The following is a 19164-nucleotide window of genomic DNA, read 5'->3' on the forward strand; positions in this document are numbered from 1 at the left end:
CCGCGCGGAGGCCCACGCCGGGGCCCTCTCGCAGGCTCGCCCTGGCGGGCAGCCTGGTCCGCCCCGGCGGAGCCGTCCGTAACGCCCCCGACCGCTGGAGTGAAAGTGCCGGACGCTCGTGTGAGAAGAGCCCCGTCCTGAGAGACCTGTGCCAGTAAGGCACGCTTCGCGCGAATCCCCCGTCGCGTACGCGATGCGGCGACAGGAGGAGGACATCACCATGACCGGTACTCAGGTGGCGACGGACGCGAGGACGGCCCCGGCCCTGCCGTCGGTCACTGACCCGCCCTACGCCTCCCACTGGCACCCGGACACCCTTCTGACCTGGGACCCGGCCACGGACCCCAACGCGTCGTTCAACCGCTCCCGGGTCCCCCTGATGCCCCGGGAGCAGAACGCCGGGCTGAGGGCGAACCCCAACGCGCGGGCCGGCGAGGCGCGGATCGCCGCCTGCTGCGTGTTCGCCGACACCTCGAAGAACCCCTCGCAGGGCTTCTACGACCACACGTTCTACGCCTTCAGCCACTGGCAGTACCTGGACACCCTGGTCTTCTGGGGCGGTTCCGCCGGCGAGGGACTCATCCTCGCCCCCAGCGCGCCGGTGTTCGACGCCGCGCGCCGCAACGGCGTGAAGGTCTACGGAACGGTGTTCTTTCCCCAGGAAGGAAAGCCGGGTGGGAAGAAGAAGTGGCTGGAGCAGTTCGTCCAGAAAGCCGGTGCGGCGTATCCGGTGGCGGACAAGCTGATCCACGTCGCCCAGCACTACGGCTTCGAGGGCTGGTTCATCAATCAGGAGACCGGCGGCGACGAAGGCGCCGACGCGACCATCGCACGGGGCTTCAGGGACGTGCTCGCCTACGCGCGGGCCACCAGCACCGTCGAATTCATGTGGTACGACAGCATGGTCGCCTCCGGCAAGATCGACTGGCAGGGCGAACTGAACGACGCCAACAAGATGTTCCTGCAGGACGGCGGGGTACGCGTGTCGGACTCCCTCTTCCTCGACTACCGGTGGAATCAGAGCAAGCTCACCACATCGGGGGAGAAGGCCACCGGCGAACTGAAACGCAGCCGTTACGACGTCTACGCGGGGGTGGAGATGTCGTGGGCCACCCCTCTCGACCCGGAGACGGCCTGCCCACAGGGGAAGAAACACCTGACCTCCGTGGCGCTTTTCGTCCCCGAGGACAAGTCCATGCCGGAGAAGGTGAACGGAAAGTACAAGACGATGGACCTGGCCGACTTCTACACGAAGGAGGCGAAAACCTGGGTCGGCGCGAACGGGAATCCGGCATCCACGCCCACTGAGGGCTGGCGGGGCATCGCCCGCTATGTGGCCGAGTCCACTCCCGTGCGGCGACTGCCCTTCGTGACCCATTTCAACACCGGGCACGGCACCGGGTACTTCCGGCGCGGGGAGAAGGTCCGCACCGGCGGGTGGAACAACCTCTCCCTCCAGGACGTCCTCCCCACCTACCGGTGGGTCGTCGAGCCCGCGGACGCCGGTGTCCTCGCGTCGTTCTCCTTCACGGACGCCTACGAGGGCGGCACCAGTCTGCGCCTGAGCGGCAAGCTGACGGCCAACAAGGCCGCCACGGTACGGCTGTACCAGACCCGGCTGCCGCTCACCTCCGCCAGCAAGGCCACCGTCGCCCTCCGGACCCCGGTCGCCGGCGCCACGCACCTCAAGCTCGCCCTGGCCTTCAGCGACAAGCCCACCGAGTTCACCACCATCGACCTCGGCAGCACCACATCGGCGAACTGGGAGACCAGGACACTGAGCCTGGCCGGCTACGCCAACCGGACCGTCGTCCAACTCGCCCTGCGGGCGGTCTCCACCACGACGGTCGACACCTACGCGATCAACGTCGGCCAGATCGCCGTCCACGACGGAGCCTTCGGGACGCCTGGCACGCCGGCCAACGTCCGCAACCTCGGCACCGTGGCACTGCCCAACAACCGCAAGGGCCTCCGGCTGGCGTGGACGCCCTCCGCCCCCGAACCGGCGGTCCACCACTACGAGGTGTACCGCCGCCGCGCCCAGAACGCGTCACCGCTCTACCTCGGCGGCACCTCCAACACCGTCTACTACGTCGACCAACTCGAGAAGCAGGGAGAGACGACCATCACCCTCGACGTCGTGGCCGTCGGCCCGGACGGCACGCGTTCAGCCAGCACCCCGTTCCTCTTCACGTGGCCCTGAGCCGCGTCGGACGGCCCTGCCCGCCGTCCTGCTCCCCGCGCGCGGGGCCCGAGTCCGGTGCGTGCGAGTGCTGCGGCGCCTCGCGGCTGGCGGGGACGAGGTCGCTGCCGCGTGGGCCGGGCGCGCTGGCCCGCCGACTCCCCGCACTGCCGGGGCAGTGCTGGGTGTGTCAGGCGGACCCGCGCGCCCGGCCGCTGCACGGTCCACGGTGGGAGGCGAGGTGTCCGGACCCCTGTGGGCCCGTCCCTGTCCGGGGACGCGACCGAACGCCTCGCCCACCTCACGCGCGAGCTGGTCGCGGCGTGGCCCCACATGGCCGACCGCCGCCTCATGTCATGCCCGCCGGCGCAACCACATGGGGGTGAGGGCGGAGATCAGGACGGCCGCGATGCCGATCTGGAAGAAGTGGCGAATCCAGTCGATGCCACCGGTGTCACGCACACCGAACGCGGAGGCGAGTCCGTTGCCGGCGAGACCGCCGATGATGCCCAGAATGATCGTGAGCCACAAGGGAATGGGCTGGCGGCCAGGGATGACGAGCTTCGCCAGCAGACCGATGATGAGCCCCGCGATGATGGCCCAGAGAAACGACACGGTAATTCCTTTCGCCCTGTTCATCCTGATGTAAAGGCTGTCACCCTGCGCGTGCCCGCCCTGGAAACTTGTAAGCCTCCGCTTCCCGCACGCGCGGGGGACGGGCCCGCAGGAGGCCGGGCGGGAAGGCCGCGCCCGGGCGGTTCTGTCCGGTTGCCGTGACCCGGCCAGGTGTCACTCGGCCGCCTCGCCCGAGTCCCCGGCTGAGGCACGCCAACGGCGTCGCCATGCTCCGGGCGCGATGCTCTCGTGCCGGCGGAACGCCCGACTGAAGGCGGCGTCGGTGTCGTAACCGATCACGAGGGCGATCTGTTGCAGGCTCGATTCCGTGTCACGCAGCAGTGCTTTCGCCCGGTGCATGCGCCAGTAGGTGAGGTAGTTGATGGGCGAGTCACCTGTCTTTCGCCTGAACGCCGCGGCGAACGCCGCTCGCGACATCCCGGCTCGGCGCGCGAGTTCCGCAACCGTCCACGGGTGTGCGAGATCGGCGTGAAGGTCGCGCAGTGCCGGCGCGAGCCGCGGGTCGCTGAGAGCGGACAGCCACCCGTGTGAGCTGTCGGCGGATGAGACGTGGGTACGAAGCGCGTACACGAAGAGAGCGTCGGCCAGGCGGCTCGTGATGAACCCGGACCCGAAACCGGAGAATGTTCGCTCCAACTCCAGCAGCCTGAAGGTGGAACGCAACGCGTCGCCGATCGAGTCGTCGAGATCGAGCCGCAGTACGGGAGGCAGCACTCTCAACAGCGGCTCGGCGGCACCGGTGTCGAAGGCCAACCGCGCCGAGACGATCTCGGTCACCGGCCCCTCCGTGCCGTGGCGCACAGGAGAACCAGGTTGAGACGCCAGGAGGCTCTCGCAACTGACCAGGGACCGCCCCGGTTCGTCCGCGAGGGCGAACTCGGCGCCGGCCCGTACCAGGAAGCAGTTGCCAGGGGCGAGCAGTTCCGGTTCGGCGTGCGAGCCGGGTTGCCACCAGCAGCGCCCGCTCCTGATCATCATCACGTAGGTCGTATGGGGCGACCTGAAGGAGATACCCCAGGCTCCGCGGGCTTCTACGCTGACGTACCGCGAGTCCTCGACAGACCTCGCCGCCAGGACGTCATCGATGGGATCCATCGCGTCACCGTAGACGATCGGTCATAAAAGCCAGACGGTCAGCGTCCTTGCGTCTTGAGTAGTCGTCGTAGCGTCGACAGTGCACGGGGAGCACGTCGGCGTCAGGGACACGGTCCGAAGCAGTCGGCGACGCACACCCCGGCCGAGCACCTCCGTCTTCCCCCATCGCGGTGTCCGACCGCGTGAATCGCTGGAGTTCGCATGTCCGAGTTCGTCACCCCGCCTCCTTCAGTCGTCGTCGCCTTCCACTCCGGCTACGGCCACACCACGGTCCTCGCCGAGGCGGTCCGGCGTGGAGCGGCGCACGCTGGGGCCGATGCAGCCCTCGTTCCGGTGGACACCATCACCGACGCACAGTGGCAGCAGTTGGACGACGCCGACGCGATCGTCTTCGGCTCGCCCACCTACATGGGCAGCGCGTCCGCCGCGTTCCACGCCTTCGCCGAGGCCACCAGCCGCCGCTTCGCGGAAGGCCGCTGGGCCGACAAGCTCGCGGCCGGCTTCACCAACTCCGCGTCCAAGGCCGGCGACAAGTCCAGCACCCTCGCCTTCTTCGCCACCTTCGCCGCCCAGCACCGCATGCTGTGGGTCAGCCTCGGCCTCGCCGCCGGCTGGAACTCCACCACCGCCTCCGAGAACGACCTCAACCGCCTCGGCTTCTGGGGCGGCGCCGGCGCCCAGACCCCGCTCGACGGTGGCGCCGACACCGTCCACGCCGCCGACATCGGCACCGCCGAGTACCTCGGTACCCGTATCGCCCGCCAGGCCGCCCTGGTGGCGGCCGGACGTCACGCCGCAACCGCACCGCCTGACGCGACGACCGCGCAGCCGCTCCCGCTCCGCTACCCGGTACCCGCTGAACGGTGCGTCCTGGGACGCTGACGCGGTACGGGGGCGACGTCCAGCATGACGTTGCCGCCCTCGCCGAGCGCCTCGGCGTCCCGGAGGGGATCCGTCCTCACCGACTTCGCCGGCGCCAGCGTCAGCAACGCCATCCGCCGGACCGGATACGCCAGACGCGACTGGCTCGACTGCATCGCGTCTGCACGCAGATCTGACCGCTCCGCCGGGCGGCGGCCATGGTTCAGAGAGGCCACCAGGAGAGGGGGGCGCTCACAGCGCCTCGGCACATTCGTCGACGAACACGCAGAGCCGACGAGTAAGGCTCAGAAAGTGGGGGGCGGGGTCCGTGTCAGCCTGCTGGTGAGGCGCCTCCTTGAGCCACTCCTGCCACAAGCCGCCCGGTCCCAGGAAACGGTCGACCTGACCGCCTCCAAGGCTCAGGTCGATGAACTGGAGAGCGCCCATGACGACGGCCTGGTCGTATCCGAGGTCAGGGCGGCAGAGGTAGCGATCGAGGTAGGCGGCGAGCAGGTCAGCGTCCCGCGCCGTTCCGAAACTCGCCAGGGCCACGCTGTAGGCCAGCCCAACGCAGCAGACCTCGCTGGACAGCAGGAGTTCCCCGAGACGCTCACGAAACTCGGTCCGGCGGGAGACAGCCACGAGCCAAGCCGCGGTTCTCCGCTCTCGCCAACTGCCCTCAAGGAGCGTGGCGATCTCTTCCGGGGTGATACGTCCCGCGTCCTCACGGAGATCTCGCATGAATCGGTCGTACTCGGGACTTTCCATGCGCAGCAAGCTGCCGCTGAGCTTCAGGTAACGCCGTCCGGGTGTGACATAGCGGCGAACCAGGGTCAGCAGTTCGGCATCGTCATGGGGATCGCGTACCACGCGACCGATCTTGCCTCCGCGGCAGCGGGCCAACGTGTGAGTTCCATGTGAGGACCTTGCTCCGCAGGCAACCGGCGACACGATGAGCGCAGGTCACCGGGCCAGCGGTGCCATGCGGCGCTCATGTTCTCCCATGCGCTCCCATGTCCGCGGGCGACGCTGGTGCGGTGCTCGTGGTCGTCGCGGGCACCTCTGCCACCGCTGGCCTGTGGAGACTCGATGATCGAAGTACGTGGACTGACCAAGCGCTACGGTGAGGTCCTCGCCGTGGACGACCTGACCTTCGGCGTCCGCGCGGGAGAGGTCACCGGCTTCCTGGGGCCCAACGGCGCGGGCAAGTCGACGACCCTCCGGATGGTTCTGGGCCTGGACGCCGCCAGCTCAGGCACCGCGACCGTGCAGGGTCGGCCGTACAGCGCCCAGCCCGCCCCGCTCAAGGCGGTCGGGGCACTGTTGGACCCCGGCGCGGTGCTGCCCAGCCGCACTGCCTTCCATCACCTGCTGGCCCTCGCGGCCGGCAACGGGATCCCGCGCAGCCGCGTGGGCCAGGTACTGGCCGAGGTGGGACTGGAGAAGGTCGCGCGGCGCAGGGCCGGGACCTTCTCCCTCGGGATGCGCCAGCGCCTGGGGATCGCCGCCGCGCTGCTGGGCGATCCGCCGGTCCTGGTCTTCGACGAGCCCCTCAACGGTCTCGACCCCGAGGGCATCGTGTGGATCCGCTCGCTCATGCGCAGGATGGCCGCCGAGGGGCGTGTGGTGCTGATGTCCAGCCATCTGATGAGTGAGATGGAACTGACCGCGGACCATCTCATCGTCGTCGGGCGCGGCAAGCTCATCGCGGACACCACGATGAAGGACTTCATCGAAGCGCACTCCGAGCGCGAGGTCCTGGTGCGCACCCCGCAGGCCGAGACGCTCCGGCCGCTGCTGGCCGGCGCCGCCGGCGTGCGGGCCGAGGGCGACGACACGCTCGTGGTCACCGGCCTGGAAGCCGCCGCGATAGGAGCCCTGGCCGCGGCGGTCGAAGTGGAGCTGCACGAGTTGTCCCCGCGTCAGGTGTCCCTGGAGAAGGCGTTCATGGACCTGACCCGCGACGCGGTGGAGTACCAGGCCGAGAAGGAGACGAACTGATGAGCCACCCTCGCACGCACCCCGAGCCGGCACCGGTTCCGGTGAAGCCGCTCTCTCGTGCGCGCCGCGGGCGGCCCGCGTCGAACAGCGCGAGGTCGGGCCGGGCGACCTTCTGGCACAGCCTGCACGCCGAGTGGGTCAAGATCCGGACGATGCGGTCGACACTGTGGGTGATCCTGGGCGCGCTGGCCTTCGCCGTGGCCCTGGCCGCGCTGAACGGCTCGTCGGCAGGCGACGAGTACGCGGACCTGTCGCCCGCCGACCAGGCCGCGTTCGATCCGCTGGCGACCAGCCTGATGGGCTACCTGGTGGCGCAGATCGCGTTCGGCCTGCTGGGCGGCCTGGTGATGACCTCCGAATACGGGGCGCGCACGATCGTGCCCACCCTCACCTCCGTGCCACAGAGGGCCCGGGTCCTGGCATCGAAGGCCCTGGTGCTGGTGGGGGTGGCACTGCCGGTCGGGATCGTGGTGTCGCTCGGCGGGTTTCTCGTCGGACAGGCTGCGCTGTCCGGGGCGGGCGCTCCACACCTGGCGCTGTCGGACGGTGTGGCACTGCGCGGCGTCTTCGGCGGTGGCGTGTACCTGGCACTGGCCGCCCTCTTCGGACTGGCTCTTGGCGCGGTGATCCGCTCTACGACGGCTACGGTGACGACGCTGTTCGGCGCGATGCTCATCGTCCAGGCATTCGCGCCCGCGCTGCCCGGCGCGCTCGGGGACTGGGTCTCGAAGTTCTGGCCGCCCATCGCCGGTGGACAGATCATCACCGCTGTCCGAGACCCGGACGTACTGGGCCCCTGGGCCGGGCTCGGCGTCATGGCCGGGTGCGTGGCCGCACTCCTCGCGGCGGCGTTCGTCGTGTTCCGCAAGCGCGATGCCTGACACGGCGGGGACACTGGGCGTGCAGTAGACCACCGGTCGGGGACAGATGCCATGACAACGAGACAACGCCTGCTCCTCGTGGAGGACGAGCCCACCCTGCGCGAGCTGCTGTCAGCCAGCCTGCAACTGGCCGGCTTCCACGTGGACTCGGCCGAGAACGGCGCACAGGCGCTGGAAGCGGTACGCGAGCACGCGGTGGACCTGATCGTGCTGGACGTGATGCTGCCCGACATCGACGGCTTCGAGGTCGCCCGCCGCCTGCGAGCGCGCCCGGACGTGCGTACAGGACACACGCCGATCCTCTTCCTCACCGCGCGGGACGCGGCCGAGGACCGGATCAGCGGGCTAAGAGTGGGCGGGGACGACTACGTCACCAAGCCGTTCAACCTGGAGGAGCTGGTCCTGCGCATCCAAGCCGTGCTACGCCGCACCAGCGGCCACCCACCCGAGAACCGCGTCACGGTGGGCGACCTGGAACTGGACGTCGACAGCCATCAGGTGACCCGGGGCGGCGTGCCGGTCGCTCTGTCTCCGACCGAGTTCGACCTGCTGCGCGTGCTGATGGAGAACGCCGGGCAGGTCCTGTCCCGGGAACAACTGCTGGACCAGGTCTGGCACTACGACTTCGGCGGCGACGACTCCATCGTGGCCTCCTACGTGAGCTATCTCCGCCGGAAGATCGACACCGGAGAGACCAAGCTGATCCACACCGTGCGCGGCACTGGCTACGTCCTGCGCAGGCCCAGGCGATGACCACGACGTCCACGCGCCGCGGCGCCGCGCGTCTGTCGCTGCGGACCCGTCTGGTGATCATCTGCCTGCTGCTGGTGGTGGCCGCCCTGCTGGCCAGCAACGTCCTGCTGATCACGCTCCTCCAGCGGCAGCTTGTGGACCAGCTTGACGAGCGGTTGCGCACGGCCGCCACAGCGGCAGCGCGGCTCCCCGACCTCGGCGAGGCTCCCGACGTCACCGCGCCGCCGGTGCGCGATGCGGTGGAGCGTCAGCTGATCGGTGACGTGTACGTGGCCCGTCTGAACGCCGACGGTCGGGTGTCGCGGAGCCTGCGCCCCGCCGTGGGCGACGTACCCGAGCTGCCGCGTTTGGACACAGCGGCGGTCGCGACCCGCGGTGGTGACCCATTTGAGGCGTCGGGCGGCGGCAGCGACTGGCGGGTGATCGCCCAGCCGGTGCGTTCCTCGCCGCCGCGACAGGACACGGACAGGGGCACGCCTTCCACGGGCAGCATCGTCGTGGCCGGCTCACTGGAAGAAGTGAACGGCACGATCCGGAGCCTGGGACTGCGGATGCTGGTGATCGATTCCCTGGTCCTCGTCCTGCTGGGCGTCATCGGCTGGTTCGCCATGCGCGCCGGGCTGCGTCCCCTGCGACGCGTCGAGACGACCGCGGCGGCCATCGCCGGCGGTGACCTCTCCAGGCGGGTCCCCGACCTGGCCTCCACCCGTACGGAACTGGGGCGCCTGGCCGCCGCCCTCAACGGCATGCTCGACCGGATCGAAGCCGGTGACGCGGCACGGGCGGCCACCAACGACCGGATGCGCGACTTCATCGCGGACGCCAGCCACGAACTGCGTACGCCCCTGTTCGGGATCAAGGGCTTCACCGAGCTGTACCGCATGGGAGGCATGCACGAGCGGGCGGACGTCGACACCGCGATGAACCGCATCGAGCGCGAATCAGCCCGCCTGGTGCACATCGTCGAGGACCTCCTGCTGCTGGCCCGCCTGGACGAGGACCCCACCGCGCGCACCCAGTTGCCGCTGAAGCCGACCCCCATGGACCTGCGCACCCTGGCGGCTGACGCCCTGCACGACCTGAGAGCCCTCGCCTCCGACCGGGCGGTCACCCTGACCGGGCCCGGCGGCGGCCCTCCGGGAGCCGCCCCCGTGCTGGGCGACGAGGCGAGGCTACGCCAGGTCATGTCCAACCTGATCGGGAACGCCATCGCCCACACCCCGGCCGGCAGCCCGGTCCGGATCGGTGTGGGCACACGCGACACACTGGCGATCCTCGAACTGAGCGACCAGGGCCCCGGCCTGACAGCCGAACAGGCCGCCCGCGTCTTCGACCGCTTCTACCGCGCCGACACCGCCCGAGGCCGGACGCGGACCGGCGGCGCCGGCTTGGGCCTGTCCATCGCCCACTCCCTGGTCGCCGCCCATCACGGCCGGATGGAAGTCCACACCTCTCCCGGTCAGGGCGCCACGTTCCGCATCCTGCTCCCCGTACACACCGATCCACTCGGCGACTGATCAGGTCCGTACATCGCGCCCGACTCCGGCACGTCGGCGCGGAGCCAGAAGCCTTGGCCGTTTCCGTCCCAGGGGGCGGGTGCCGTCCGCACCCGGCAGCGGCGCCGAAGTCCTCAGGAGTGCCGCGGGTCGCCGGCGCCGCGGCCGTAGCGGGCGAGCATCGTCGTGACCGCCTCGTCGACGGCGTGGTCGATGTCGGCAGGTGCGGGGTTCCAGTCGGCGAGCAGCATCCGCGGCCACAGGACGTAGTTGGCGATCATGCCGAGGAACTGGTTGGTGGCGCTCTCCGCGTCGGGCACCACCGCTGTGCCCGCGGCGTGCTCGGCCTCCAGGTAGCGCTGGACGGAGATGAAGTACGGCAGCTTGCCCAGCTCGAACTGAGCCCGTCCCAGTTCCGGGAAGCGCGGCAGTTCGGAGATGACGATGCGGAAGAGGGCCGCCATCGTGGGCCGGCCGATCAGGTCGGCGTACTGGCGGCCGATCGCGCTCAGGCCGGCGCGCGGGTCACCGGGGTGTGTCGTGGGCGTCGCCGGGTCCGGCCCACCCTTCCAGTACTCGGTGACGATGGCCTCGAAGAGCGCCGCCTTGGTGGGGAACTGCTTGAACAGCGTGGACTTCGAGACGGCCGCTTCCTGCGCGATCTTCGCCAGCGAGGTCCCGTCATAGCCCCGCTCCAGGAACAGCCTCGTGGCCGCCGCGGTGATCGCCTCGCGCTTGCGCTGAGCGAGTCGTTGATGATGCGCGGAGAGTCCTGCGGTCATGGGCCCAGTATGACCCACCCCGAGGCGAGTCACTTGACTCGCCATCGAGCGGGTGGTTACGTGGACAGGGTTGCGAGTCGAGTGACTCGCCTCGACCGGCGGGAGCACTCCCGGCCGGCGTCGTTCCGTTCCCGGAGGGGAAGCACTCATGGGGTCAGGCAAGATCGCACTGATAACCGGCGGCAATCGCGGCCTTGGCCGGGCCACGGCCCAGGCGCTGGCCCGGCACGGGCTGCGCGTCATCGTCACCCACCGCGGCGACGCGCAGGAGGCCGAGGAGGTGGTCGAGAGCGTTCAGGAAACCGGCGCCACGGCTGCCGCGCTGCGGTTGGACATCAGCGACGTGGCCTCCTTTCCGGCCTTCGTCTCCCACCTGGCCGCGCGGTTGGAGCGCTGGGACGCGACCCGGCTGGACGTCCTGGTCAACAACGCCGGGATCGGACTGTTCGGACCGCTGGAAGCGGTCACGGTCGACGACTACGACGCGGTGATGGACACCAACGTGCGCGGCACGTTCTTCCTCATCCAGGCGCTCGCGCCCGTGCTGGCCGACGAGGGACGGATCATCAACGTCTCCTCCTCCCTCAGCCGCCACACCAGTGCCGGCACCTCGGTGTACTCGGCCTCCAAGGCGGCGGTCGAGGTCCTCAGCCGGACACTGGCCGTGGAACTGGGGCCGCGCAGGATCCGCGTCAACGCCATCGCCCCGGGGCCGACCGCCACCGACTTCAACGGCGGCGCCATGCGGGACGACGCGCGGCTGCGCGAGAACCTGAGCGCACAGACCGCGCTCGGCCGCGTCGGCGAACCACGGGAGATCGGCGACGCCATCGCCGCTCTCGCCTCCGAGGACCTGCGATGGGTCACCGCTCAGCGCCTCGAAGTGTCCGGCGGCGCCCTGCTGTAGAGCCCCTACCGACACCGCGTGCTCCGCCCCTCGCCTGGCAGAACGGGGAGATGCGTCCATGGACCGCGCGGGTGGAGCGGCGGGCAGTGCGGCGATCCGTGCGTCGAGTGCGGCCATGCGCTTGTTCGGCGAACCGGGCGTCGTCCCGGGCGGCGGCGAGACGCTGACGGACACCGCGCGTGGCCTGGGCACATGGCGGCCATGGCGGCCCAGGAGGGCTCCGATCAGGGCGGAAGGCGACCCGTCCCCAACTGGTCCCCGGGGAATGAGGAAGGGCTGGTTTCGGAAGATTCCGAAACCAGCCCTTGACCTGCGACTCTCACGAGTCGGGACGACAGGATTTGAACCTGCGACCCCTTGACCCCCAGTCAAGTGCGCTACCAAGCTGCGCCACGTCCCGATGCGTCCCACGTCGGCCGCGCCCTCGCGTTGCCGTCGTCGTTGCAGGTCAAGAGCGTACAGCATCGTCGCCGTCGATGCAGTCGGGGTCGGCGCCGCCGCCCCGGCGGCCAGCGGGGGAGGGGCTGTTGGCGCAGCGGAGGGCACTGCTGCCAGCGGCGGGCGGCGACTACGCTCGCACGCCATGACGTCGAAGCACGACCGACTGACGATCGGCGAACTCGCGGCCCGCAGCGGGCTGGCCACCTCCGCGCTGCGTTACTACGAGGAGCTCGGGCTGATCCACTCCGAGCGCACCGCCGGCGGCCAGCGCCGCTTCGCCCGCGCCACGCTCCGCCGCGTCGCCTTCATCCGCGCCGCCCAGCAGGTTGGCCTCTCGCTGGACGAAGCGGGCGCCGCGCTGGCCCGGCTACCCGAGGACCGCGCCCCCAGCGCCAACCAGTGGAACGCGGTGGCGCGGGTCTGGAGTCGGCGCATCGACGCGCAGATCGCCGACCTGGAGCGGCTCAAGCTGCGCCTGTCGGGGTGCATCGGCTGCGGCTGCCTGTCCCTGCGCAAGTGCTCCCTCTACAACCCGCACGACGCCGCGGCCGATCAGGGCGCCGGCGCCCGGTACCTGCTCGGCGACGAGCCCGCGCAGACGGAGGGCCCGACGGCGGCGCGGGCCCCGGGCGACGCCCGGGCCGACCTGTAACCGCCAAGGGCCGGCCGGCCACGCGCTCCCCTTCTTAGGGGCGGCGGGCGGCCGGTCCGTCCCCTGGCCGCCGCGCCGTGGGCCGCGTCACACACCCTGTACGGGACGTGCTCGGGCCCTCACACCTGCCCGGGCTTGAAGACGTCCTGCTCGATGAGGAGCTTGTCGATCCGCGCCTTGTCGACCCGGTTGGTCACCTCCTCGACCTCCTGGCGGTCCCGAATGCACTTGGCCAGCGTGAACGTCGAGGTGACCACGAAGACCAGACCGAGCCCGAGGAACCCGCGCTCCCACGCCCCGACGGACAGCTTGGTGATCCCGAAGGCGACGGCGCCGAGCGACAGGGCGAACGAGAGCGCGGCCTGCACGAAGAACGCGGTGGTCGTGGGCCGCTGGATGGAAGGTGTCGTCATGCACGTAGCGTCGCCGCGCGGTGACCCGCGCACATGAGTACCCCTACTCAACCCGCCCTGAGTGCCGCCCGGGGGCCCGTCGGAGTCGCCCGACGGGAAGATCAACGGGCGGAAACGGGGGCACGACCACCCGGTGCGGTGCGGTATTGTTCTCGTACGCGCTCGGCCGGGGCCCAGCCCCAGACGAGAGAGCATCGGGACGTGGCGCAGCTTGGTAGCGCACTTGACTGGGGGTCAAGGGGTCGCAGGTTCAAATCCTGTCGTCCCGACTCGTGAGAGTCGCAGGTCAAGGGCCGGTTTCGGAATCTTCCGAAACCGGCCCTTCCTCATTCCCGGGGACCAGTTGGGGACCAGCGTCCTTGACCGAGGTCAGCGAGCCCTGATGACTGGGCTTGTCAGCGGGCGTGGTGCGCGGAGCACGTTGAAGCGTGAGGAGAGCGCTGCCCGGGCGGCCGTGATCTTGTGTACGTCCGGGTGCGGGTAGCGCTGGGTGGTGGTCGGCCTACCGGAGGCGGGTGTGGTCCGGCGTCGCACGGTCCGGATCCACTGGGTGGTGTCCATGTCTGGGACGCGACAACCTGAGACCTCACCGATGCGTGCGGCAGTGCACGCGGCGAAGATGACCACGTCTCCCCAGCCACGGTGCCGGTCGTGGGGGGCGGCTACGAGCGCGTCGGCCAGCGCGATGAGTGCCTCCCAGTCGGGAAGGGCCAGCGCGCGCGGGTCGAGGAGTTCGTCCTCGGTCTGCTTGTACGCCTTCTGCCAGCCGGTAACGCGGGCGGGGTTGACCTTGACAATGCCGTCACGGACTGCTTGCTCCATGACGCGGACCAGCACGGCGACGGAGTTCTTCACCGTCGAGCGACTGTGCTCGTCGGCAATCCAGTTCTGCACAGTGCGGTCTACGGCGCCGTTGGTGATCATCCGCACGGCGAAGTGGCCCAGGGCAGGGACAACACGCATCCGCCAACCCGCCAGGTACGGGTCCAGCGTTTTCGGCTCCAAGCCGCGCAGGGCGAGGTCCATGTTCGCTTCGCCGTATTCGGCGAGCTTCATGGTGGCCAGCGACGGGCTCAACCCGACCTGTGCTGCCTCGATGATGTCCTGAAGCCATTCCTGCGCTTCTTCTTCGCTGCCCTTTCCCTCGGACAGTGACAGGCGACGCTTAGTGGTTGGATCGGCCCACCGGACACGAGCCCGATAGGGCGTCGGGCGATCAGGATGGTACTCAATATCGGTGGAGAGCGGGACACCGACAGGAACGTTGGTCTTATCGGCCATTGAGCCCCTTAGCAGGGACAGTGCGTCGGCCATGTAGCCATTCTTCGACGTCTGAGGCGTCATACATGACGACGCGTTCCGAGACCGTGACGATAGGCGGCTCCTGAGGAGGCTGGGCAGTGCGCCAGCGACGCAGGGATGAGGCGTCCACTTGCAGACGAGCAGCGAGTTCGTTGGTTGAATACCAGCTGCCAGTCAGTAGAGACGCTTGACTACCAGGTGAGACGGCGCAGCCTCGAGAAGTTACCGAGGAGGCTTCGACCTCCTTCTCGTTTTTCGGTTCAGCATTAACAATGTCCGACATGTGGCTCTTGCGCAAGTGTGGCTATTCTCTCGGAAAGTGCGGGACGCTAGACGGAAAGGCAGAATTATCCAAAGGCGACTATTAAGAATAGAGAACGTGTTCGGCTGCTTTTGGATTGAAACGCGCGACACGCTTTCTTAGCCGCTTAGGTCCGTGACCGTGCTCGGCGGTGGACGTTGACGGCATAATCGTCTCCGAGAACGCCGGTTTAGCTAACCGGCGTTCTCGAGCTATGTTGCTGCTGCGCCGGGCAACAACAGAAGGGGAGCGCGAGGCTGAGGAAGAGGGTGCCTCTATGTCTTTCGTCAAGGCGTCCGGGTTCGGTTTGGGGTGGTTCGGGCTCGCTGGGTTATGCGGCGAGTTCGACGTCCTTGGGGGCGCGGGGTTCGTAGAAGGTGCCATCGCGGAGCATGGCGAACAGGACGCTGATGCGCTGGCGGGCGAGGCGGAGGAGGGCCTGGGTGTGGGTCTTGCCGCGGGCTCGCTGGCGGTCGTAGTAGGTGCGGGAGGCCGTGTCGGCGTTCATGCAGGCGAAGGCGGAGAGGAACATGGCGCGTTTGAGCTGCCGGTTTCCGCCTCGGGGTGCGTGTTCACCGTGGATAGAGGTTCCCGACGACTTCGTGGTGGGGGCGAGTCCTGCGTAGGAGGCGAGGTGGGCGGCGGTGGGGAAGCTGGTGCCGTCGCCGACGGTGACCAGCAGGACGGCGGCGGTCCTGACGCCGACGCCGGGCATCGACGTCAGGACCGGGGAAAGAGGGTGGGCCTCCAGCAGGGTGTTGATTTGGGCTTCCAGAGCCCGGCGCTGGGTATGGACGGTGGCCAGGGAGGAGGCCAGGGTGGGGATGACGATGTCGAGCGTGCCGGTGCCGGGGACGACGACGGTCTGCTCGTCGAGTGCGTCGAAGACATCATCGATCAGCCGCTGGGCCATGCGCGGGGCTTTGGGCCGGATCAGTTCGACGAGTCTGCGGCGGCCGGCTTTCCGCAGTGCGGCCGGGGAGCCGTGGCGTTCCAGCAGCCAGGTGACGGCCTGGTGGTCGAGGCGGGGGCCGAGGACGCGTTCCAGGCTGGGATGGAACTGGGTGAGCAGGCCGCGTATCCGGTTGCTGGTGCGGGTGGCCTCGGCGGCGAGGTCCTGGTCGAACCCGACCAGGACAGTGAGTTCGGCGGTGATTTCGTCGGTGAGCTCCAGCGAGCGCAGCGTGTGCGGCATGGTGCGGGCCGCGTCCGCGATCACGGCCGCGTCCTTCGCATCGGTCTTGGCCTCGCCTGGATACAGGTCAGCGATCCGCCGCATCGCCAGGCCAGGCAGGTAGGCGACCTGGCAGCCCGCGTCCCGGGCCACGGTCAGAGGCAGAGCGCCGATGGAGGCGGGCTGGTCCACGACCACCAGGACGGTGCCGAACTTCGCGGCCAGCTTGTCGAGCACGGCCCGCAGCTTCGGCTCGCTGTTGGGCAGCTGTTTGTCGAAGACCTTCTTGCCCGCCGGGGTGAGTCCGTGGCCGTGATGGGCACTCTTGCCGACGTCCAGGCCCAGAAACACACCCACGTCTTCGGTGTCGAACATCGCGCCCTCCCGGAGGTGTTGACGGTGCCGGCCTCGGCAGCGGTGTCGTACTCGCGCATCCACGTTATGCAGACCTGCCGCCCGCGAGCTGTCCGGCATTACGCCGGACCGGACGGTGGCCGGACCTCTGATCAGCGTCTCCGACGGCACCCCTCGGACCCGGTGACACCACCCCCCAGGTCATCCCATCGACAGGGGGCAACAGTCATGCCGGGCCCGGAGGCCAGCGGCCCTCTTGCAGGACCGCGAAAAACATAACGGGGGCTGGAGATGGCGAGCCCCTGTTCGTGTCCCAGGCGGTCAACACGACGAGGTCGCCACAGTGCACCGACCGCCCAGTGCCGTTGAGCGTCTGTAGCTCCGGTGCCCCGACAACCGAGCCGTCCCGCCTCTTCCCGTCCACCGTTGCCGCCGGCGGGCCAGGAACGACAACGATGGAGCAGGCGCTTAGAAGGTGCCTGCACCGTCCAGTGGTTTATAGTGCCTGACCTGCGAAAATGCACTTTTCCTCGTGAACAGGTACCTGCCCGCGCGCTGATCGGCTTGCGGGCTGCCGCCTTGGGTCAGCCGTTTCGCGGCGGTCGTGGTCCGCTCCCTGAGAGCGCGGCTCGATGTGGCGCCCTCGACCGCCTTGACGAACTCGGTGTCGAATCGCTGACTGCCGACCTCATGCCGGGTGGATGAGGCGGCTTTCGTAAGCGAAGATCACGGCCTGTATCCGGTCGCGGAGTTCGAGTTTTTGCAGGATTCGCCCCAGATGGGACTTCACGGTCGCCTCCGCCAGGTACAGGGTGGCCGCGATCTCGGTGTTGGACAGGCCGCAGCCCACCTTGATGAGCACCTCGCGCTCGCGGGCGCTGAGCCGGCTCAGCCGCTCATCACGGCCGGCACTGCTGCCGTCGGGGATGTGTGGGCGGAGGTTTTCCAGCAGGCGGCGGGTGATCCGGGGGGAGACCACCGCGTCGCCCGCTGCCACGCTGCGTATCGCGGTGAGCAGTTCCTCGGGCCTGGTGTTCTTCAGCAGGAAGCCCGAGGCTCCGGCTTTGAGTGCGGTGAAGGCGTATTCGTCGAGGTCGAAGGTGGTGAGAATCAGGACTCTGCTGTGCGGGGAGATCCGGATGACCTGTCGGGTTGCCTCGATCCCGTCGGTCCCGGGCATCCGGACGTCCATGAGGACGACGTCGGGGCGCAGGTCCCGGGCGAGGCGTATGGCCTGGTTGCCGTCTGCGGCTTCGCCGACAGGTGCCATGTCGGGCTGGGTTTCCAGGACCGTGCTGAAGGCCATTCGGAGCAGCGCTTCGTCATCGGCGACCAGGATGCGGATCGTCATGCGGACGCCGCTCCGCTGCTGCCGAGGTCGAGGCGGGTGTGGACTCGCCAGCCGCCACCCGGGAGCGGTCCGGCCTGCAACGTCCCCCCGTAGGCGGCTGCGCGCTCGCGCATGCTGGGGATGCCGTGGCCGGACGGTGTGGCGCCGGGGAGTGGCGGGTGCGGGCCGCTGTCGGTGACGTCCACTGTGATGGTCTCGGTTGAGCACAGCACCCGGACCCTCGCGTGTGTGTCAATGGGTGTGTGTTTGAGGGTGTTGGTCAAGGCTTCCTGTACCAGGCGGTAGACGGTCAGTTGTGCGGTGGCGGGTATGTGGGTGTGGCCGCCCTGAACCTCGACGCGGGTCGGCAGCCCGGCGGCGCACATCTGGTCGGCCAGGGCTGCCAGTTGCGTGATGCCGGGCAGCGGGTGGCGCTCCGCGTCGGGCTCGTCGGTCCGCAGGATGCCCAAGGAGCGTCGCATGTCGGTCAGGGCCTGTCGGCCCGTCTCGGAGATCTGGAGCATCGCGGTGGTGGCCTTGGCGGGGGACCGGTGCTGTGCGTAGACGGCGGCGTCGGTGAGGGCGACCATGACGGACAGGTTGTGGGTCACGATGTCGTGCATCTCCCGGGTGATACGTGTCCTTTCCTCGGCGACGGCCAGCCGCGCCTGCTGGTCCTGTTGTTGCTCCAGGCGTGCGGCGCGTTCCTCCAAGGCCGCGAGGTAGGCCCGTGTGGTCCGCACGTTCGCCCCGAGGACGGCAGCGGCGACGACCATCGCGGTCACCGCGACGAAGGGGGTCAGGAACGCGCCTTCCGTCGCCCAGCGTAGACAGGCCAGCAGGGCCCCGCTCTCCACGATGGCACCGGCGACAAGCGTGCCGCGCCGACCCGAGTGCGCGGCCACCGTGTAGAGGGCCACCAACAAGGCGATGTCCGCCGGCAGTTGGACGTCCATCAGCCACTGGACGAAGGCCGCGGCGGCCACGGCGCCGAACGTCGTGAGCGGGGCCCGGCGCCGCCACACCAAGGGCAGCGCGATGGCGGCGGTGAGGGCCAGGGCCACCGGGAGCTCGTGCGGGGCGTGCGTGGTCATGATGTGGAGCAGGAGCAGCGCCGGCAACAGCGAGTCCCACACCACGGGCGGCAACCGGTGGCCCCAGCGCCGGGCGGCTCTCATCGGCCGCGCTGCTCGTGCGGAGGCCAGGTCGGCGTACCTCGTCGGCCATACGGCTGTCCCAGCCCGCGGCATCCGGTCCCGGTCCCGGTAGCGCGTCGGGTGGGCACTGCCGGTTTCCGTGGCCGCCTCGGTCATCACACGTCCCTGTCGATTGAGCGTCATGGTGGCCTCTGCCGAGGCGACCCCCCGCGTACAACCGGAGCCGGGTCGGGCAGGGGGGCGTAAGCCCGCGCTGCCCGCACGTGCCGCGGCGGCCCTGTCACGGTAGGCCGCGATCCAGCGGCACGCATGAGTCCACCGTCGGAAGAAAACGCGCGAAAGTACGACCACAGGAGGAGCCCGGCCACCGCCCTCGGTCGCAAGGCCGCTCACGCGGGCATGCCTTGGGTTGCGACTCCCGGCTGTACGCGATGGCGACCCGAGGG

17 protein-coding genes and 2 tRNA genes are annotated in these 19164 nt (G+C 69.4%); 9 read left to right on the top strand and 10 right to left on the bottom strand.

All coding sequences use genetic code 11. From position 1 onward, the window contains the following. The first annotated feature begins 220 nt into the window (after window positions 1-220). Window positions 221-2203: an endo-beta-N-acetylglucosaminidase gene (locus tag AC3CHW_RS31080; protein ID WP_488468677.1), complete on the top strand. Its 1983-nt coding sequence runs from the start codon at window positions 221-223 to the stop codon at window positions 2201-2203. A gap of 333 nt (window positions 2204-2536) precedes the next feature. Here the strand turns inward: AC3CHW_RS31080 and AC3CHW_RS31085 are convergent, their stop codons facing one another. Then, window positions 2537-2797: a GlsB/YeaQ/YmgE family stress response membrane protein gene (locus AC3CHW_RS31085; RefSeq protein ID WP_176160503.1), complete on the bottom strand. Its 261-nt coding sequence runs from the start codon at window positions 2795-2797 to the stop codon at window positions 2537-2539. A 174-nt stretch (window positions 2798-2971) separates the two neighbouring features. Beyond that, window positions 2972-3913, bottom strand: coding sequence for an AraC family transcriptional regulator (locus tag AC3CHW_RS31090; RefSeq protein ID WP_488468678.1), 942 nt, complete (start codon window positions 3911-3913; stop codon window positions 2972-2974). 201 nt (window positions 3914-4114) lie between these two features. Here AC3CHW_RS31090 and AC3CHW_RS31095 point away from each other — a divergent pair, with 201 nt between their 5' ends. Then, the gene (locus AC3CHW_RS31095) at window positions 4115-4795 is read left to right on the top strand and encodes a flavodoxin family protein (RefSeq protein ID WP_488468679.1); all 681 of its coding nucleotides are present in this window, start codon (window positions 4115-4117) and stop codon (window positions 4793-4795) included. A 231-nt stretch (window positions 4796-5026) separates the two neighbouring features. Here AC3CHW_RS31095 and AC3CHW_RS31100 read toward each other — a convergent pair whose 3' ends face one another. Further along, on the bottom strand, window positions 5027-5644 hold the full coding sequence (locus tag AC3CHW_RS31100; protein ID WP_488468680.1) for a DUF6000 family protein: 618 nt from the start codon (window positions 5642-5644) through the stop codon (window positions 5027-5029). A 219-nt stretch (window positions 5645-5863) separates the two neighbouring features. Here AC3CHW_RS31100 and AC3CHW_RS31105 point away from each other — a divergent pair, with 219 nt between their 5' ends. Genes AC3CHW_RS31105 through AC3CHW_RS31120 form a run of 4 tightly spaced genes read left to right on the top strand, consistent with a single transcriptional unit; the run spans window position 5864 to window position 9926 of the window. After that, a complete protein-coding gene (locus tag AC3CHW_RS31105) occupies window positions 5864-6775 on the top strand; it encodes an ATP-binding cassette domain-containing protein (RefSeq protein WP_459249977.1) in 912 nt (303 codons plus the stop codon). Then, window positions 6775-7656, top strand: coding sequence for an ABC transporter permease (locus AC3CHW_RS31110; protein ID WP_488468681.1), 882 nt, complete (start codon window positions 6775-6777; stop codon window positions 7654-7656). The genes AC3CHW_RS31105 and AC3CHW_RS31110 overlap by 1 nt, the downstream gene beginning before the upstream one ends. Before the next feature lie 51 nt (window positions 7657-7707). Then, the gene (locus tag AC3CHW_RS31115; RefSeq protein WP_488468682.1) at window positions 7708-8409 is read left to right on the top strand and encodes a response regulator transcription factor; all 702 of its coding nucleotides are present in this window, start codon (window positions 7708-7710) and stop codon (window positions 8407-8409) included. Continuing rightward, on the top strand, window positions 8406-9926 hold the full coding sequence (locus tag AC3CHW_RS31120) for a sensor histidine kinase (protein WP_488468683.1): 1521 nt from the start codon (window positions 8406-8408) through the stop codon (window positions 9924-9926). The genes AC3CHW_RS31115 and AC3CHW_RS31120 overlap by 4 nt, the downstream gene beginning before the upstream one ends. 113 nt (window positions 9927-10039) lie before the next feature. Here AC3CHW_RS31120 and AC3CHW_RS31125 read toward each other — a convergent pair whose 3' ends face one another. Further along, window positions 10040-10687: a TetR/AcrR family transcriptional regulator gene (locus tag AC3CHW_RS31125; RefSeq protein ID WP_398609012.1), complete on the bottom strand. Its 648-nt coding sequence runs from the start codon at window positions 10685-10687 to the stop codon at window positions 10040-10042. 148 nt (window positions 10688-10835) lie between these two features. Here AC3CHW_RS31125 and AC3CHW_RS31130 point away from each other — a divergent pair, with 148 nt between their 5' ends. Continuing rightward, entirely contained in the window at window positions 10836-11594 is a 759-nt protein-coding gene (locus AC3CHW_RS31130) for an SDR family NAD(P)-dependent oxidoreductase (RefSeq protein ID WP_488468684.1), read from the top strand. Between the two features lie 326 nt (window positions 11595-11920). On the opposite strand, the gene AC3CHW_RS31135 is transcribed toward AC3CHW_RS31130, so the two are convergent. Beyond that, window positions 11921-11994: transfer RNA gene (locus AC3CHW_RS31135), tRNA-Pro, on the bottom strand. A 183-nt stretch (window positions 11995-12177) separates the two neighbouring features. On the opposite strand from AC3CHW_RS31135, the gene soxR reads away from it, so the two are divergent. Further along, the gene (soxR, locus tag AC3CHW_RS31140) at window positions 12178-12687 is read left to right on the top strand and encodes a redox-sensitive transcriptional activator SoxR (RefSeq protein WP_488468685.1); all 510 of its coding nucleotides are present in this window, start codon (window positions 12178-12180) and stop codon (window positions 12685-12687) included. 119 nt (window positions 12688-12806) lie between these two features. On the opposite strand, the gene AC3CHW_RS31145 is transcribed toward soxR, so the two are convergent. After that, complete coding sequence (locus AC3CHW_RS31145; protein ID WP_176160494.1) at window positions 12807-13100, bottom strand: YiaA/YiaB family inner membrane protein; 294 nt, start codon at window positions 13098-13100, stop codon at window positions 12807-12809. A gap of 195 nt (window positions 13101-13295) precedes the next feature. On the opposite strand from AC3CHW_RS31145, the gene AC3CHW_RS31150 reads away from it, so the two are divergent. Further along, window positions 13296-13369 (top strand) — tRNA-Pro (locus tag AC3CHW_RS31150). 100 nt (window positions 13370-13469) lie between these two features. Here AC3CHW_RS31150 and AC3CHW_RS31155 read toward each other — a convergent pair. From AC3CHW_RS31155 to AC3CHW_RS31170, 4 genes are all read right to left on the bottom strand, one after another. Continuing rightward, window positions 13470-14414: a site-specific integrase gene (locus AC3CHW_RS31155; RefSeq protein WP_488468686.1), complete on the bottom strand. Its 945-nt coding sequence runs from the start codon at window positions 14412-14414 to the stop codon at window positions 13470-13472. 620 nt (window positions 14415-15034) lie between these two features. Next, window positions 15035-16252 carry an IS110 family RNA-guided transposase gene (locus AC3CHW_RS31160; protein ID WP_488468547.1) on the bottom strand — a complete coding sequence of 406 codons (1218 nt, stop codon included), beginning with the start codon at window positions 16250-16252 and terminating at the stop codon, window positions 15035-15037. A gap of 667 nt (window positions 16253-16919) precedes the next feature. Then, window positions 16920-17582 carry a response regulator gene (locus AC3CHW_RS31165; protein ID WP_488468687.1) on the bottom strand — a complete coding sequence of 221 codons (663 nt, stop codon included), beginning with the start codon at window positions 17580-17582 and terminating at the stop codon, window positions 16920-16922. Continuing rightward, the gene (locus AC3CHW_RS31170; protein ID WP_488468688.1) at window positions 17579-18739 is read right to left on the bottom strand and encodes a sensor histidine kinase; all 1161 of its coding nucleotides are present in this window, start codon (window positions 18737-18739) and stop codon (window positions 17579-17581) included. Before AC3CHW_RS31170 ends, AC3CHW_RS31165 begins: the two co-directional genes overlap by 4 nt. Window positions 18740-19164: the final 425 nt, after the last annotated feature.

The organism is Streptomyces sp. MGP-BFMKR1, from assembly GCF_057766585.1.

What these genes read in the sequence shown, in the direction of transcription:
- AC3CHW_RS31080 (WP_488468677.1), top strand. Translation starts at nt 221, where the DNA reads ATGACCGGTACTCAGGTGGCGACGGACGCGAGGACGGCCCCGGCCCTG.
- AC3CHW_RS31090 (WP_488468678.1), bottom strand. Translation starts at nt 3,913, where the DNA reads ATGGATCCCATCGATGACGTCCTGGCGGCGAGGTCTGTCGAGGACTCG.
- AC3CHW_RS31095 (WP_488468679.1), top strand. Translation starts at nt 4,115, where the DNA reads ATGTCCGAGTTCGTCACCCCGCCTCCTTCAGTCGTCGTCGCCTTCCAC.
- AC3CHW_RS31105 (WP_459249977.1), top strand. Translation starts at nt 5,864, where the DNA reads ATGATCGAAGTACGTGGACTGACCAAGCGCTACGGTGAGGTCCTCGCC.
- AC3CHW_RS31110 (WP_488468681.1), top strand. Translation starts at nt 6,775, where the DNA reads ATGAGCCACCCTCGCACGCACCCCGAGCCGGCACCGGTTCCGGTGAAG.
- AC3CHW_RS31115 (WP_488468682.1), top strand. Translation starts at nt 7,708, where the DNA reads ATGACAACGAGACAACGCCTGCTCCTCGTGGAGGACGAGCCCACCCTG.
- AC3CHW_RS31120 (WP_488468683.1), top strand. Translation starts at nt 8,406, where the DNA reads ATGACCACGACGTCCACGCGCCGCGGCGCCGCGCGTCTGTCGCTGCGG.
- AC3CHW_RS31125 (WP_398609012.1), bottom strand. Translation starts at nt 10,687, where the DNA reads ATGACCGCAGGACTCTCCGCGCATCATCAACGACTCGCTCAGCGCAAG.
- AC3CHW_RS31130 (WP_488468684.1), top strand. Translation starts at nt 10,836, where the DNA reads ATGGGGTCAGGCAAGATCGCACTGATAACCGGCGGCAATCGCGGCCTT.
- soxR (WP_488468685.1), top strand. Translation starts at nt 12,178, where the DNA reads ATGACGTCGAAGCACGACCGACTGACGATCGGCGAACTCGCGGCCCGC.
- AC3CHW_RS31145 (WP_176160494.1), bottom strand. Translation starts at nt 13,100, where the DNA reads ATGACGACACCTTCCATCCAGCGGCCCACGACCACCGCGTTCTTCGTG.
- AC3CHW_RS31155 (WP_488468686.1), bottom strand. Translation starts at nt 14,414, where the DNA reads ATGGCCGACGCACTGTCCCTGCTAAGGGGCTCAATGGCCGATAAGACC.
- AC3CHW_RS31160 (WP_488468547.1), bottom strand. Translation starts at nt 16,252, where the DNA reads ATGTTCGACACCGAAGACGTGGGTGTGTTTCTGGGCCTGGACGTCGGC.
- AC3CHW_RS31165 (WP_488468687.1), bottom strand. Translation starts at nt 17,582, where the DNA reads ATGACGATCCGCATCCTGGTCGCCGATGACGAAGCGCTGCTCCGAATG.
- AC3CHW_RS31170 (WP_488468688.1), bottom strand. Translation starts at nt 18,739, where the DNA reads ATGAGAGCCGCCCGGCGCTGGGGCCACCGGTTGCCGCCCGTGGTGTGG.